The following is a 13960-nucleotide window of genomic DNA, read 5'->3' on the forward strand; positions in this document are numbered from 1 at the left end:
GGGCCAGCTCTGCTGGCCCGTCTGCTTTCTGCAGACAGCCCAGTTTAAGGAATTGAAAATGAACGTATTGATTATTGGTTCCGGTGGCCGCGAACACGCGCTGGCCTGGTCCGCCGCTCAGGACTCAAATGTTCAGCAGATCTTTGTTGCTCCGGGCAACGCAGCGACCGCCAATGAAGCAAAAATGCAGAATGTTGCGATTGATGTACTGGATCTGGACGGTCTGGTTAAATTTGCTCAGGACAACGCCATTGATCTGACCATCGTTGGCCCTGAAGCACCGCTGGTAGCGGGTGTGGTTGATCGTTTCCGTGAAGCTGGCCTGCGTATCTTTGGTCCAACCGCAGCGGCGGCCCAACTTGAAGGCTCCAAAGCGTTTACCAAAGACTTCCTGGCTCGCCATCAGATTCCTACTGCAGATTACGCCAATTTCACCGAGATCGAACCTGCGCTGGCCTACGTCCGTGAAAAAGGCGCACCGATTGTGGTGAAAGCCGACGGTCTGGCTGCAGGTAAAGGTGTGATCGTGGCGATGACCCTTGAAGAAGCCGAAGCAGCGATCAAGGATATGCTGGCTGGCAATGCCTTTGGTGATGCCGGTAGCCGTGTTGTAGTCGAAGAGTTTCTGGACGGTGAAGAAGCTTCTTTTATTGTCATGGTGGACGGTAAAAACGTACTGGCCATGGCGACCAGCCAGGATCACAAACGTGTGGGCAACGCTGACACCGGCCCGAATACCGGCGGCATGGGTGCTTACTCACCGGCGCCGGTAGTAACCGCAGAGATCCACCAGCGCGTAATGGACGAAGTGATCATGCCAACAGTGAATGGCATGGCGGCTGAAGGCAACGATTACACCGGTTTTCTCTATGCCGGCCTGATGATCATGGCTGACGGCACACCTAAGGTAATCGAATATAACTGCCGTTTTGGTGACCCTGAAACACAGCCGATCATGCTGCGTCTTAAGTCCAGTCTGGTCGAGCTTTGCAATGCCGCGATTGATCAGAAACTGGATCAAACCACCGCTGAGTGGGATTCCCGTAAATCCGTTGGCGTGGTGATGGCTGCCGGTGGTTACCCCGGCGATTACACCAAAGGTGATGTAATCAGTCTGCCTGAAACCTCCCCTGAAGGTACCAAGATTTTCCATGCCGGTACTGCCCTGAAAGATGGTCAGGTCGTGACGGCCGGCGGTCGTGTTCTCTGCGTAACCGCACTGGGTGACACCGTGACTGAAGCCCAGCAGCGCGCTTATGCGTTACTGCAGCAGGTCAGCTGGAAAGATGCGTATTACCGGACAGATATTGCCTACCGTGCGATCGCACGCGAACAGCAATAAACGTCAATTAAAGCCGCCTTCAGGGCGGCTTTTTACTTTCTTATGCACAGAAATCACGCAATAATCGATTTGATCTTTCATCAACCCGGACGATGCTGACGATCTTTGTGATGCCCAAACTACGCTTAACCGGTTTTTTCCTGTTACTCAGCTCTCTCTTTTTGCTGGGCTGTCAAACACTGCCCAATGAGGCAGAAGCGACTGCTCAAAAAGGCAGTTATTGCCTCAATGGCAGTAAAGAAAATAACTACAGTTGCGATCCGGAAAAAGCATCAACGCCTGAAACACCGCCCACCTACCTGTCCGAGGAACCACCAGCGGAGCTCGACGAGGTGTGGATGTATACCAAACTCGCCGAAGTGCGGGCCTGGTTAACCCAGCAGAAACAGACCTTGGCCGCTTCTGAAGCCACTGCCTCTGACGCCACCTGGCAAACCCTACAACTGGGCAGTTTTAAGCAGAGTGATAATGCCAGCCGGTTGCAACAACACCTACTGGAAAAAGGCTACGAACCCTTTACCCGTCACAAAGGGCAAATGACCGTGGTTTATGTAGGTCGCGAAGTCAATGCAGCCCACCTCGAACTGCTGCAGTCCGTGCTGTTGGAGGAGCTCAATTTGTTTGGCCGCATCGTCGACTTCCCCGACCAGTAAAGATCCGGTGCTTCGCAGTTTTTCAGTTATAGTAAGACAGGCAAACACCGCTTTGCCGATTCCCATTCAGTATTCAATTATCAGGCCCTAGCATGACCCAACAGACCCGTGGACGACTCACAACCCGCACTCTTGCCATGCCAAGCGATACCAACCCTGCCGGTGATATTTTTGGTGGCTGGGTGCTTTCCCAAATGGACATTGCGGCAGGCATTTGTGCCGGTCAGCGGGCACAGGGACGTGTGGTGACTGTCGCCGTCGACAGCATGAGTTTTATCCGCCCGGTAAAAGTCGGCGATATTCTCGGTGTCTACACGGAAGTCAGCGAGGTTGGTCGTACCTCGATGAAAATCCATGTTGAGGCCTGGGTAAGACGTGGCCGCATCGGTCACCGCGAACAGGTGACTGAGGCAACCTTTAAGTTTGTTTCAATTGATGAGTCAGGCACCCCAACGCCGATCCCGTTGGAAAAAGACCTGCCCCCTTATGTCTTGCAGAATGACTCGGATATCTTCTGAGTCACACGGACTGCTTAACTTCTCTGAATAATCAAAGCGTTCCGGCAAACTGATCAAATTATGGCGTTGCTTACCCATAGCCCGATTATGAACTTTGCCGGATTCTGTGCTATCCAAAAGGTAATCGTGTGCAACAGTCACACGGGTTGCCCACCATCTTTACGGCAACCTTGATCCGGCTGTAAACCACCTACATGGATGCGATCCATCCTGCCGTGGTTAAAGCCAACAGAGAGTCTGCGTACCTTCCGGAGGATCCCGAGATGTTTGCAGAGATGGAACACCACGGCACACGCTGCCTGCACCTGATGCATGACCCTGAGTCCGGCCTTAAAGCGATCATAGCTATCCACTCACTCGCCCGTGGTCCTGCCATTGGCGGCTGCCGCTTTATCAGTTATCCGAATGAACAGTCAGCCCTTGAGGATGCCCTGCGCCTTGCCCGTGGCATGAGCTATAAAGCTGCTCTGGCGGACCTGCCTCATGGTGGCGCCAAGGCCGTTATCATCCAGCCCAACCAGCCCTTCAACCGTCAGCAACTGATGCAGTGCTTTGGCCAGATGGTCGATAGTCTCAACGGCGCCTATATCACCGCGATGGACAGCGGCACCCGGGTCACGGATATGGACATTATCCGCAGCCAGACCCGCTGGGTAAGCTGTACTAAACAACAAGGGGATCCCTCACCGTACACGGCCAAGGGTGTGATGGAAGCCATAAGAACGACCGTGGCATTTCGCAGTGGCAGCCGTGATTTGAATGGATTGACGGTGGCATTGCAGGGGGTGGGTCATGTCGGTATGGCCGTCGCACAGAACTTACATGCTGACGGGGCCAGACTCATTATCTCGGATGTGGATGAAGTCAGGGCGCATCTCTGTGCCGAGCGCTTCAACGCCGAAATCGTCAGCCCTGATAGCCTCTATGATGTTAAAGCCGACCTGTTCTGCCCCTGTGGACTGGGAGCAATTCTTAATACACATACCCTTCCGCGCCTGCGGGTCAATATGGTGGTGGGATCAGCCAACAATCAGCTGGCTGATGACAGTATCGCCAGCCTGCTGCAACAAAAAGGCATTCTGTATGCCCCGGATTTTCTGGTAAACGCCGGTGGTTTAATTTTTGTAGCCCTGCAATACGCCGGGGAAACCCTGCAGGCGATCGAACAGAAAATACAGCAGATCGGTACGATGCTGCAGAACCTCTACCTGCGCAGTATCACTACTCAGCTTTCCCCGCACCTGCTGGCGCTGGAACAGGCTCGTATGTTGCTCAAACAAGCTGAACAACTGCACACCGCAGCCTGAGAGGACACGGCCATGCATGAATCGACCCTCCTGCGTTACATTGCACCCAACGGCGAACCCTTAACCGCACTGCCGGTCTGGTGCAGCCAGAGCGACTGGCTGGTAGAGGCTTACCGGCATATGCAGTTTGCCCGCCTGTTTGACCAGAAAGCGATCGCCTTGCAGCGCACAGGGCAACTGGGCACCTATGCTTCAATTCTCGGGGCCGAGGCCATCGATGTTGCCGTGGGCATGTGTATGGAAGCTACAGACATTCTCGCCCCTTATTACCGGAATCATGCCTGTCAGATGGTACGTGGCCTGCCCGCCCGCCATATCCTGAGTTACTGGGGGGGCGATGAACGCGGCAGTGCCGCCGCAGAAATGCAGCAAGATTTTCCTAACTGTATCCCCATTGCCACCCAGACTCTGCATGCCTGTGGCGCTGCCTTCGCTCTGCAATACCGGCAGCAGTCCCGCATCGCCGTCGCCATGCTGGGAGATGGCGCTACCTCCAAAGGCGATTTTGCCGAGGCCCTCAATGTTGCGGGCGTATGGAAACTACCGGTGGTATTTATCATCAACAATAACCAGTGGGCGATCTCCGTACCCCGGACGCTGCAATCCGCAGTCTCCCGCTTGAGTGACAAGGGGCTGGCCGCGGGTGTCCCAGCAATTCAGGTCGACGGTAATGACATTATCGCCCTGCGTATCGCCCTGGAAACCGCATTTCAAACCGCACGGGAAGGTCAGGGTCCGTTCCTGATTGAAGCCATCAGTTACCGGCTGAGTGACCACACCACTGCCGACGATGCCAACCGCTATCGACCCGCAGAAGAACTGAAAACAGCCTGGAAGCATGAACCTCTCGCACGACTGCGCACACTGCTCTTCCGGCTGCAGCTTTGGGATGAACAGCGCGACACCGCTCTGCTTCACGATCTGCAGAATCAACTGGACGCTGAAGTCAAAGCCTATCTGGAGACACCTGCCCCGCCGGTTACAGATATGTTTGATTATCTGCATGCTGAACTGCATCCGGCTTTACGTGAACAACGGGACTGGTGTGAGGTGAACCAGATGCCGGGCGGCAGTCACGCCCCCGGAGGTGCAGATGAATAACGCTATCACACTGCTTGAGGCGGTCAATCTGGCACTGAACCATGCGCTGCGTAACGATTCTGATGTTGTGTTGCTAGGGGAAGATATCGGCGTCAATGGTGGGGTATTTCGCGCAACTGCAGGCCTGCAGGCCACCTTTGGTGAACACCGGGTTCTGGATACCCCCCTGGCCGAAGCGATGATTGCCGGGTTGGCCGTCGGCATGTCCAGTCAGGGACTGAAACCCGTCGCAGAAATTCAGTTTATGGGCTTTATCTTTCCGGCCATGGAACAACTGGTCGTGCATGCGGCCCGGATGCGTAACCGGACCCGAGGCCGCCTGAGTTGTCCGTTAGTGGTCAGGGCTCCCTACGGAGGTGGCATTCATGCACCGGAGCACCATTCCGAAAGTACTGAAGCCCTGTTTGCCCATATCCCCGGCTTGAAAGTCGTGATTCCCTCCTCGCCTCAACGCGCTTATGGCCTGCTCTTGGCTGCCATTGCAGACCCTGATCCGGTCCTGATTCTTGAACCCAAACGGATCTATCGCAGTGTTAAAGAACCTGTGACGGATGACGGTAAACCTCTGCCATTGGGCCGCTGTTATACCTTACGTCCGGGACGCGATATCACACTGGTCAGTTGGGGCGCCATGATCTGTGAAACCCTCAAAGCAGCTGAAACATTGGCCGAAGAAGGCATTGATGCGGAAGTGATTGATCTGGTGACACTGAACCCTCTCGATATCGACACGCTGCTACAGTCGGTGACACGCACCGGTCGGCTGGTGGTGGTGCAGGAGGCACCCCGCACCTGTGGTATCGGCGCCGAAATTGCCGCGTCAGTGTCAGAACATTGCCTGTTGAGTCTGCAGGCACCCGTACGCCGTGTATCCGGGTACGACACCATCATGCCTTACCTGAAGCTGGAACAGCACTACCTGCCAAACACTGCCGATATTGTGCAAGCCGCAAAACAGTCGATGGAGGCGTTATGAAATATTTCAAACTGCCTGACCTGGGTGAAGGGCTCACCGAAGCCGAAATTGTCGAGTGGCATATTCAACCCGGAGACAAGGTCACCGAAGATCAGACCCTGCTGACCGTCGAAACCGCCAAAGCACTTATAGAGCTACCCTCACCTCAGGCGGGAAAAGTCACGCATCTGTTTGGCCAGCCCGGCGATCTGCTTCATATCGGAGAACCCCTGCTGGAGTTTGAAGCAGGAGAAGACCAGAGCCAGAGTGTGGTCGGCGAGATCCCTGTTGCCCATTCAGACAGCCGTCAACAACCTTTCATTGTCGGAGCCGCCCAGACGAATACTGAATCAAACAGCATCCGGGTCACACCGGCGGTTCGCGCCCTCGCCAATCGACTGCAGGTAGATATTCACGCGGTCAAGGCATCAGGCCATCAGGGACAGATTACCCCCGCAGATATCGAGCGCGCGGCCCAACTGGCTGAACAACACGGTCCCGCCCTTCCCCTGAAAGGTACCCGACGTCATATGGCCACCCGTATGCAGCAGGCACACGCAGAAGTGGTGCCGGTCACCCTGACGGAGCAGGTAAGTATTGCTCACTGGCCTGAAGACGCAGACATTACTCTGAAACTGATTCAGGCAATTGCTCATGCCTGTGCGCAGGTACCTGAGATGAACAGCTGGTTTGACGGTCAGTTGCTGACCTGGCGACAACATACCCAGTTGGATTTAGGTATCGCGGTGGACACTGAGCAGGGACTTTTTGTACCGGTTCTCAGAGATGTAACGGCCCGTTCAGGGCAGGATCTGCGGCAAGGTCTGGACCGTCTGCGCAAAGACGTTGCTGCTCGGTCTATCCCCCCACAGGAGATGCAGGGCGCCACCTTTACCCTGAGTAATTTCGGCATGCTGGGTGGGCTTTTTGCCACCCCCATTGTGATTCCGCCACAGATTGGCATTCTTGCGGTGGGTCGAAAATTTGCCTACCCCGTGCCATCTGATGCTGGCATCAGATTAGCGGCTCACCTGCCTTTCTCACTGACCTTTGATCACCGTGCGCTGACGGGTGCAGAGGCGGCGCGGTTTCTAGCCGCAGTCACCACTCACCTACAGAAATAAAACGGCTGAATGAAAAAATTTGTGCAATGCAGCAAAAATCTTTATAGTCTTAAAATCATCAGGTTAATGTTTTGTGCAACCTTTTTCACATTGCACAATCCAAGCTTCAGAGAAATTGATTGTGATCTACACTGACAACAAAGGACAGATACTTGTGGGGATACATGAACCTCGCCTGGCTGTGTATAAAGAGGGCGTTGCGAACATCTAACTTTGACCGATAACGGCCATTGCTCCTCGGCAAGTACCTTAGTCTCAACCTGACGCATTGTTTCCGTTTGGCTGCAACAAAGGTGACTGTTTATGAGTATTTTTGACCACTACAAGGCGCGTTATGACTCCATCCAGCAGGAAGAACTTTCACTGGATGAATACCTAAACCTTTGTAAACAGGACCCGTTGGTTTACGCCGATGCGGCAGAACGCATGCTGCAAGCCATTGGCAAGCCTGAACTGGTCGACACCTCGAAAGACCCTCGCCTCAGCCGCATATTTTCCAACAAACTGATCAAACGCTACCCCGCCTTCAGTGAGTTTTATGGCATGGAAGATGCCATCGAAAACATCGTCGCCTACTTCAAACATGCTGCACAGGGCCTGGAAGAACGGAAACAGATTCTCTACCTGCTTGGTCCGGTAGGGGGCGGTAAATCCTCACTGGCTGAACGGCTGAAACACCTGATGGAGCGGATCCCCTTTTATGCCATTAAGGGATCACCCGTGTTTGAATCACCATTGGGCCTGTTCCGGCCGGAAGAAGATGCCACCATTCTGGAAGAGGAGTACGGCATTCCGCGCCGTTACCTGAAAGGGATCATGTCACCTTGGGCAGCCAAACGCCTGCATGAATATGGCGGAGATCTCTCCAAATTCAGAGTGGTTAAACTCTACCCCTCCATTCTGGACCAGATCGCCATTGCCAAAACCGAACCGGGCGATGAAAACAATCAGGATATCTCCAGCCTGGTGGGTAAGGTCGATATTCGTAAACTTGAAGACTTCCCACAACACGATCCGGATGCTTACAGTTTCTCCGGCGCATTGTGCCGGGCAAACCAGGGGATCATGGAATTTGTCGAGATGTTCAAAGCCCCAATCAAGGTACTTCACCCGCTGTTGACCGCTACCCAGGAGGGTAACTACAACAGTACTGAAGGCATGGGGGCAATTCCCTATGAAGGTATTCTGCTGGCCCACTCCAACGAGTCCGAGTGGCAGACCTTCAAGAACAACAAAACCAATGAAGCCTTCATCGACCGAATCTATATTGTCAAAGTGCCCTACTGCACCCGGGTCACTGAAGAGATTCATATCTATGAAAAACTGCTGGAACACAGTTCTCTGGCATCGGCACCCTGTGCACCGGACACACTGAACATGCTGGCCCAGTTCACCGTACTGTCGCGTATTAAAGAGCCGGAAAACTCCAGTGTATTCTCTAAAATGCGGGTCTATAACGGTGAGAATCTGAAGGATACCGATCCGAAAGCCAAGTCGATGCAGGAATACAAAGATATTGCCGGTGTCGATGAAGCGATGAACGGCCTTTCAACCCGATTCGCTTTCAAGATTCTTTCCAAAGTCTTTAACTTTGATGCCTCTGAGGTGTCAGCCAACCCGGTTCATCTGCTGTATGTGCTGGAAAAAGAGATCGAACAGCAGCAGTTCCCACCGGAAACCCAGGAACGTTATCTCGGCTTCCTGAAAGAGTTTATCGCACCAAAATATATCGAGTTTCTGGGTAAAGAGATCCAGACCGCTTACCTGGAATCTTACTCCGAGTATGGCCAGAACATCTTTGACCGTTATGTCACCTATGCCGATTTCTGGATTCAGGATCAGGAGTACCGTGATCCGGAAACCGGCGACATTCTGGACCGTAAAGCAATCAATGAAGAGCTGGAAAAAGTCGAAAAACCGGCTGGAATCAGTAATCCAAAAGATTTCCGCCACGAAATCGTCAACTTCGTACTGCGTGCCCGGGCCAATAACAATGGCAAAAATCCGTCCTGGATGAGTTACGAAAAAATGCGTTCAGTGATCGAGAAAAAAATGTTCTCCAACACTGAGGATCTGCTGCCGGTGATCTCCTTCAATGCGAAGGCCTCCAGCGATGAGCAGAAAAAACATGGTGAGTTTGTGAAACGAATGATCGAACGTGGCTATACCGAAAAACAGGTTCGCCTGTTGTCCGAATGGTATATCCGCGTGCGTAAATCGCAGTAAAGCACCACCGTGCAGGCAATAAAATCAAAACAGGGTCATCCTGCAGAACACCGCAGGAGAGGCCCCAGGACGGGGTTACGGGAACTGTTGTATGAGCTATATCATCGATCGCCGTCAAAACGCGAAAAAGAAAAGCACAGTCAACCGTCAGCGTTTTCTTAAACGCTACAAGAAACATATCAAAGAGGCGGTGGAGGGTGCTGTAAACAGCCGCTCTATCACCGATATGGACAAGGGTGGCAGTGTATCTATCCCACGGCGGGATATCTCAGAGCCGGTGTTTCACCATGGTGAAGGCGGTGTCCGCAACCGGGTCTTCCCCGGCAACAAAGAGTTTGTGGTTGGGGATGAATTCCAGCGCCCTCAGGGCGGTGGCGGGTCCGGCAGCGGCCAGGGCAAAGCCAGTGATCAGGGTGAAGGTGAGGATGACTTCACCTTTCAGATCAGTCAGGAAGAGTTTCTCGATTTCATGTTCGATGGACTTGAACTGCCCTATCTGGTGAAAAAACAACTCAAGGATACCACCCAGTTTGAGACGCGCCGGGCCGGCTTCACCAATGCTGGCAGTCCGGACAAAATTCATGTTGTCCGCTCCCTGCGCTCCGCCCACGCCCGTCGTATCGCACTGTCCGGCAAAGAGCGGCGTAAGTTACGTGAGGCCGAGGCACAACTGGAGACACTACTGGCCGACCAGCCGGACGCCTCCGAGCAGATCGCAGCCCTGAGAGAAGAGATCGAACAACTGAAAAAACGCCTGAAACGAGTGCCCTTCATTGACGATTTCGACATCAAGTACAACAACCTGTTGCGGGTGCCTCTCCCTTCCAGCAAAGCAGTGATGTTCTGCCTGATGGATGTTTCAGGTTCGATGACTCAGCCGGTTAAAGACATGGCCAAACGCTTTTTTATCCTGCTTTACCTGTTCCTGAAGCGGAATTACAAACAGATTGAGGTGGTGTTTATCCGCCACCACACTCAGGCCAAAGAGGTGGATGAAGAGGAGTTTTTCTACTCCCGCGAAACCGGCGGCACCATTGTCTCCAGCGCCTTAACCATGGCTGCAGATGTCATGGAAAAACGTTACCCGCCCGGTGAGTGGAATATCTATGTCGCCCAGGCCTCTGATGGCGACAACTGGGATGGCGACTCTCCGGTCTGCTCACAACTGCTCAATGAGCGGTTACTGAAACGGGTGCAGTACTTCTCCTACGTCGAAATAACCACCGGTCCGCACCAGAACCTCTGGATGGAATATGAGAAGGTCCAGGCCAAATGGCCAGACTGTTTCATGATGCAGCAGATCATGGAACCCGCTGACATCTATCCGGTATTCCGTAATCTGTTTACCCGCAAAGTGGAGGGCGCCGCATGAAAAAGAAAAAGCAGCCCATCTCCACTGGCGCCGAATGGACCTTTGAGCTGGTGCAGCGTTATGACCAGGAGATTGGCCGTATCGCCGCTGAGTTTGGACTGGATACCTATCCAAATCAGATTGAGATCATCACCTCAGAGCAGATGATGGATGCCTATTCATCTGTCGGGATGCCACTCAATTACAACCATTGGTCGTTTGGTAAACAGTTTGTCGAAACCGAACAGAACTACAAACGTGGTCGTATGGGGCTGGCGTATGAGATTGTGATCAACTCCAATCCCTGTATCGCCTACCTGATGGAAGAGAACACCATGACCATGCAGGCGCTGGTCATTGCCCATGCCTGTTATGGCCACAATTCGTTCTTTAAAGGTAACTACCTGTTCCGCACCTGGACCGATGCCAGCGCGATTATCGATTACCTGCTGTTTGCGAAAAGCTACATTCGGCAGTGTGAAGAGCGACACGGTGTCGAAGCCGTGGAAGAACTACTGGATTCATGTCACGCCCTGATGAACTACGGGGTCAATCGCTATATCCGGCCGCAGCCACTTACCGCGACAGAGGAGCGGGAACGGCAACGCTCACGTGAAGAATATATCCAGCGCCACCTGAATGACCTGTGGAATACCATTCCGAAAAAATCCGCCAGCAAGACACCCAAAGCACCGCGTTTCCCGGCGGAACCGGAAGAAAACATTCTCTATTTTGTCGAAAAAAACGCGCCACTGCTGGAACCCTGGCAGCGTGAAATCGTGCGTATTGTGCGCAAAGTGGCGCAGTATTTTTATCCTCAGAAACAGACTCAGGTGATGAACGAGGGCTGGGCCTGTTTCTGGCACTACACCCTGCTGCATGCCCTGCATGATGAAGGTCTGGTTACCGACGGTTTTATGATGGAGTTCCTCCATTCACACACCAGTGTGGTCCACCAGCCTGCCTTTGACAGTCCCTATTTCAACGGCATCAACCCCTACACGCTCGGCTACAACATGATGCAGGACATCAAACGTATCTGTACTGATCCAACCGAAGAGGACCGGGAATGGTTTCCGGAGATTGCCGGCAGTGACTGGAAAGCCACCCTGAACGACGCGATGCGCAACTACAAGGATGAGAGTTTTATTCTGCAATTCCTGTCACCACGCCTGATCCGGGAGTTGAAGCTGTTCACCATTATGGACAACGCCAGTCAGCCTACGCTGGAGGTAACGTCAATCCATAATGAAAATGGCTATCGTCAGGTGCGTGAAGATCTGGCAGCACAATACAATCTGGGTAACCGGGAGCCGAATATACAGGTCTACAACGTGGATGTGCGGGGTGATCGCAGCCTGACACTGCGCCATTACATGCACAACCAACAGCCTCTGGCAGAATCCAGTGCAGAGGTACTTAAGCATCTGCATCGCCTGTGGGGTTTCCCTGTCCATCTGGAATCGGTCCTGCCAGACAATACTGTCACCCGCAGTTTTCACTGCCCGGAGAAAGTCAGAGAACCGGTCACAGAAGACCTGATCTAGGAAAACATCATCGCCCCTTGCCATAGCTGGTCGTGACAGAGGTATACTCTGTCACTGAACCTGCTGTCACTTCGGGAGATCATTAATGGACTGTCTGTTCTGTAAAATCGTGAACAAGGAAATACCCGCCCAGATTGTGTTTGAGGATGAGCGTGTCATTGCCTTTAATGACATCAACCCTCAGGCGCCCCACCATGTTCTGGTAATCCCGAAAAAACATATCGCCACCACCAATGAGATCTCTGATGAAGACACTGCACTGGTCGGTCGCATGCATCAGGCGGCGGCCGAAATCGCTGACAGTCTGGGCTTTGCTCAGGACGGCTATCGCTCGGTGCTGAACTGCAACACGCATGGCGGGCAAACGGTGTATCACATCCATCTGCATCTGCTGGGTGGTAAACCACTGGGCTGGCCACCCTACACTGAAAAGCTGAAACAGCCGCTCTGATTCCACCGCTCAGACCGGGGCTAAGCATGACTGAACAGCACAATAAGCGTTTATTTCACTGGCGTGGTTACCGTCAGGCGCTGCAGGGACTGCATGAGCACCTGCACAGCGATAATGCAGTCTTTCTGTGCGGCGGCCAGGGCAGCGGCAAATCCACTCTGGTTAAAGAGCTGATTGCCGAATTTAGCGCCCACGGTTCGCCCCACCTGCTGTTTACCGAGCCGCTGCAACGCAGTGTGAGCCTGTACAAAGCACTGGCAGAAGAACTTGACCTGCCACCGCCCCGTAAAAAAGACCAGTTACTGAAAAAACTGCACCTGCTTAAGCAGGCTGACCAATGTTGTCTGATAGTGATCGATCAGAGTGCCATCGATTCAAGCCACGAAGTCACCCGCGCACTCTTCAGGCTGTGCGATCCTACTACCCGGGTTTCAGGCAGCATCAAACTGGTGGTCGTGCGCGACGATTATCTGGTTTTGCCCACCCCGGACACGCCGAATACTGCGTTTCATCAGTGGATCCCTGCGGAGGTGAAATTGCCTCCTGTCGGCTCGGATGAAATTGAAAATTTCATGGGTTATCTCAGCAAAGAACAGGGCAAAGAACGACATATCTTTCAGCAGGGTACGGACCTGGTGATCTATCGCCAGTCTGAGGGCAATCTGAGTTTACTGCGATCGCTTCTGCTGCCACTGCTGGAGGAGAATGAGATGATCACGGAGGAGAACCTGTTTCCCCTCGTCGAAGAGCAGCCAATTGGCATGCAACTGCTCTGGATTCCCCTATTTCTGGTTTTGATGGGAGGTGTTATCACCAGCTTTTACCTGCTCACCGATAACGTCGAGCCTGTAGATTCAAAACCAGCTCAAACCCAGACTAATTCTTGATACCGGTATGGGGATAAAAATTAGCCGCGTATTTTGATATCCACTCCAAAGCGGCCTCTTCCTCGCTAAGGTAACGCCCCTGCGCAAAGGCATCCTGACGATATTGTTCAATATGACACACCTGCTCAACCATTCTGAGCGTATGCGCCGTTGGCAGATCGGCAAAACTGATGCCTACATGGAATCCATCCTTTTCTTTACGGCACCAGACAACATAGCCACAGATTGAAAAAGGCGGTTCTGCGATAAAAATTTTTACATTCACACCCGCACCCGGCTCGATCATATGATCCGATATCACTGATAACCCACCGGCACTGACATCCGCCGTGACCACCGTTTCTTCATGATAGGTATTAGGGATTAACTGTATGGGTATAGCAGCTGGATGACGAATAAAACGGCGAGGCATGGAGGGCTTCCTCTGAGCTAAAAATTACCGCTCCTGAAGATAGGACAGGCAGAAACATTCAATCCAGTTACTTCGCTGAATCTGCC

13 protein-coding genes are annotated in these 13960 nt (G+C 53.0%); 12 read left to right on the forward strand and 1 reads right to left on the reverse strand.

Annotated features, from left to right (window positions below):
- Window positions 1-58: 58 nt before the first annotated feature.
- The 12 genes from purD (at window position 59) to P2G53_RS09440 (ending at window position 13462) form a co-directional block, all read left to right on the forward strand.
- Window positions 59-1342 (forward strand): phosphoribosylamine--glycine ligase, encoded by a 1284-nt coding sequence (gene purD / locus P2G53_RS09385; protein ID WP_275816522.1) that lies wholly within the window; start codon window positions 59-61, stop codon window positions 1340-1342.
- A gap of 92 nt (window positions 1343-1434) precedes the next feature.
- Window positions 1435-1995, forward strand: a complete 561-nt coding sequence (locus P2G53_RS09390; RefSeq protein WP_275816524.1) for an SPOR domain-containing protein — start codon at window positions 1435-1437, stop codon at window positions 1993-1995.
- A 92-nt stretch (window positions 1996-2087) separates the two neighbouring features.
- Complete coding sequence (locus tag P2G53_RS09395; RefSeq protein WP_275816526.1) at window positions 2088-2513, forward strand: acyl-CoA thioesterase; 426 nt, start codon at window positions 2088-2090, stop codon at window positions 2511-2513.
- Between the two features lie 263 nt (window positions 2514-2776).
- A complete protein-coding gene (locus tag P2G53_RS09400; RefSeq protein ID WP_275816528.1) occupies window positions 2777-3820 on the forward strand; it encodes a Glu/Leu/Phe/Val dehydrogenase dimerization domain-containing protein in 1044 nt (347 codons plus the stop codon).
- A gap of 12 nt (window positions 3821-3832) precedes the next feature.
- Complete coding sequence (pdhA, locus tag P2G53_RS09405; protein ID WP_275816530.1) at window positions 3833-4921, forward strand: pyruvate dehydrogenase (acetyl-transferring) E1 component subunit alpha; 1089 nt, start codon at window positions 3833-3835, stop codon at window positions 4919-4921.
- On the forward strand, window positions 4914-5897 hold the full coding sequence (locus P2G53_RS09410; protein WP_275816532.1) for an alpha-ketoacid dehydrogenase subunit beta: 984 nt from the start codon (window positions 4914-4916) through the stop codon (window positions 5895-5897). The genes pdhA and P2G53_RS09410 overlap by 8 nt, the downstream gene beginning before the upstream one ends.
- Complete coding sequence (locus P2G53_RS09415) at window positions 5894-7000, forward strand: dihydrolipoamide acetyltransferase family protein (RefSeq protein WP_275816534.1); 1107 nt, start codon at window positions 5894-5896, stop codon at window positions 6998-7000. Before P2G53_RS09410 ends, P2G53_RS09415 begins: the two co-directional genes overlap by 4 nt.
- Before the next feature lie 303 nt (window positions 7001-7303).
- Window positions 7304-9226 carry a PrkA family serine protein kinase gene (locus P2G53_RS09420; RefSeq protein ID WP_275816536.1) on the forward strand — a complete coding sequence of 641 codons (1923 nt, stop codon included), beginning with the start codon at window positions 7304-7306 and terminating at the stop codon, window positions 9224-9226.
- Between the two features lie 91 nt (window positions 9227-9317).
- Window positions 9318-10598 carry a YeaH/YhbH family protein gene (locus P2G53_RS09425; RefSeq protein ID WP_275816538.1) on the forward strand — a complete coding sequence of 427 codons (1281 nt, stop codon included), beginning with the start codon at window positions 9318-9320 and terminating at the stop codon, window positions 10596-10598.
- Complete coding sequence (locus P2G53_RS09430) at window positions 10595-12124, forward strand: SpoVR family protein (protein WP_275816540.1); 1530 nt, start codon at window positions 10595-10597, stop codon at window positions 12122-12124. The genes P2G53_RS09425 and P2G53_RS09430 overlap by 4 nt, the downstream gene beginning before the upstream one ends.
- Before the next feature lie 85 nt (window positions 12125-12209).
- Window positions 12210-12575, forward strand: a complete 366-nt coding sequence (locus P2G53_RS09435) for a histidine triad nucleotide-binding protein (protein WP_275816542.1) — start codon at window positions 12210-12212, stop codon at window positions 12573-12575.
- Window positions 12576-12601: 26 nt separating this feature from the next.
- Window positions 12602-13462, forward strand: coding sequence for an AAA family ATPase (locus P2G53_RS09440; RefSeq protein WP_275816544.1), 861 nt, complete (start codon window positions 12602-12604; stop codon window positions 13460-13462).
- On the opposite strand, the gene P2G53_RS09445 is transcribed toward P2G53_RS09440, so the two are convergent.
- On the reverse strand, window positions 13452-13874 hold the full coding sequence (locus P2G53_RS09445) for a PilZ domain-containing protein (protein WP_275816546.1): 423 nt from the start codon (window positions 13872-13874) through the stop codon (window positions 13452-13454). The genes P2G53_RS09440 and P2G53_RS09445 overlap by 11 nt on opposite strands.
- Window positions 13875-13960: the final 86 nt, after the last annotated feature.

It is taken from the genome of Neptuniibacter sp. CAU 1671 (assembly GCF_029222905.1).
Lineage (GTDB): Bacteria > Pseudomonadota > Gammaproteobacteria > Pseudomonadales > Balneatricaceae > Neptuniibacter.

Bases quoted from the DNA above. Each gene is read 5' to 3' on its own strand.
- P2G53_RS09445 (WP_275816546.1), bottom strand. From the start codon at position 13,874: ATGCCTCGCCGTTTTATTCGTCATCCAGCTGCTATACCCATACAGTTA.
- P2G53_RS09435 (WP_275816542.1), top strand. From the start codon at position 12,210: ATGGACTGTCTGTTCTGTAAAATCGTGAACAAGGAAATACCCGCCCAG.
- P2G53_RS09410 (WP_275816532.1), top strand. From the start codon at position 4,914: ATGAATAACGCTATCACACTGCTTGAGGCGGTCAATCTGGCACTGAAC.
- P2G53_RS09400 (WP_275816528.1), top strand. From the start codon at position 2,777: ATGTTTGCAGAGATGGAACACCACGGCACACGCTGCCTGCACCTGATG.
- pdhA (WP_275816530.1), top strand. From the start codon at position 3,833: ATGCATGAATCGACCCTCCTGCGTTACATTGCACCCAACGGCGAACCC.
- P2G53_RS09395 (WP_275816526.1), top strand. From the start codon at position 2,088: ATGACCCAACAGACCCGTGGACGACTCACAACCCGCACTCTTGCCATG.
- P2G53_RS09440 (WP_275816544.1), top strand. From the start codon at position 12,602: ATGACTGAACAGCACAATAAGCGTTTATTTCACTGGCGTGGTTACCGT.
- purD (WP_275816522.1), top strand. From the start codon at position 59: ATGAACGTATTGATTATTGGTTCCGGTGGCCGCGAACACGCGCTGGCC.
- P2G53_RS09415 (WP_275816534.1), top strand. From the start codon at position 5,894: ATGAAATATTTCAAACTGCCTGACCTGGGTGAAGGGCTCACCGAAGCC.
- P2G53_RS09390 (WP_275816524.1), top strand. From the start codon at position 1,435: ATGCTGACGATCTTTGTGATGCCCAAACTACGCTTAACCGGTTTTTTC.
- P2G53_RS09425 (WP_275816538.1), top strand. From the start codon at position 9,318: ATGAGCTATATCATCGATCGCCGTCAAAACGCGAAAAAGAAAAGCACA.
- P2G53_RS09430 (WP_275816540.1), top strand. From the start codon at position 10,595: ATGAAAAAGAAAAAGCAGCCCATCTCCACTGGCGCCGAATGGACCTTT.
- P2G53_RS09420 (WP_275816536.1), top strand. From the start codon at position 7,304: ATGAGTATTTTTGACCACTACAAGGCGCGTTATGACTCCATCCAGCAG.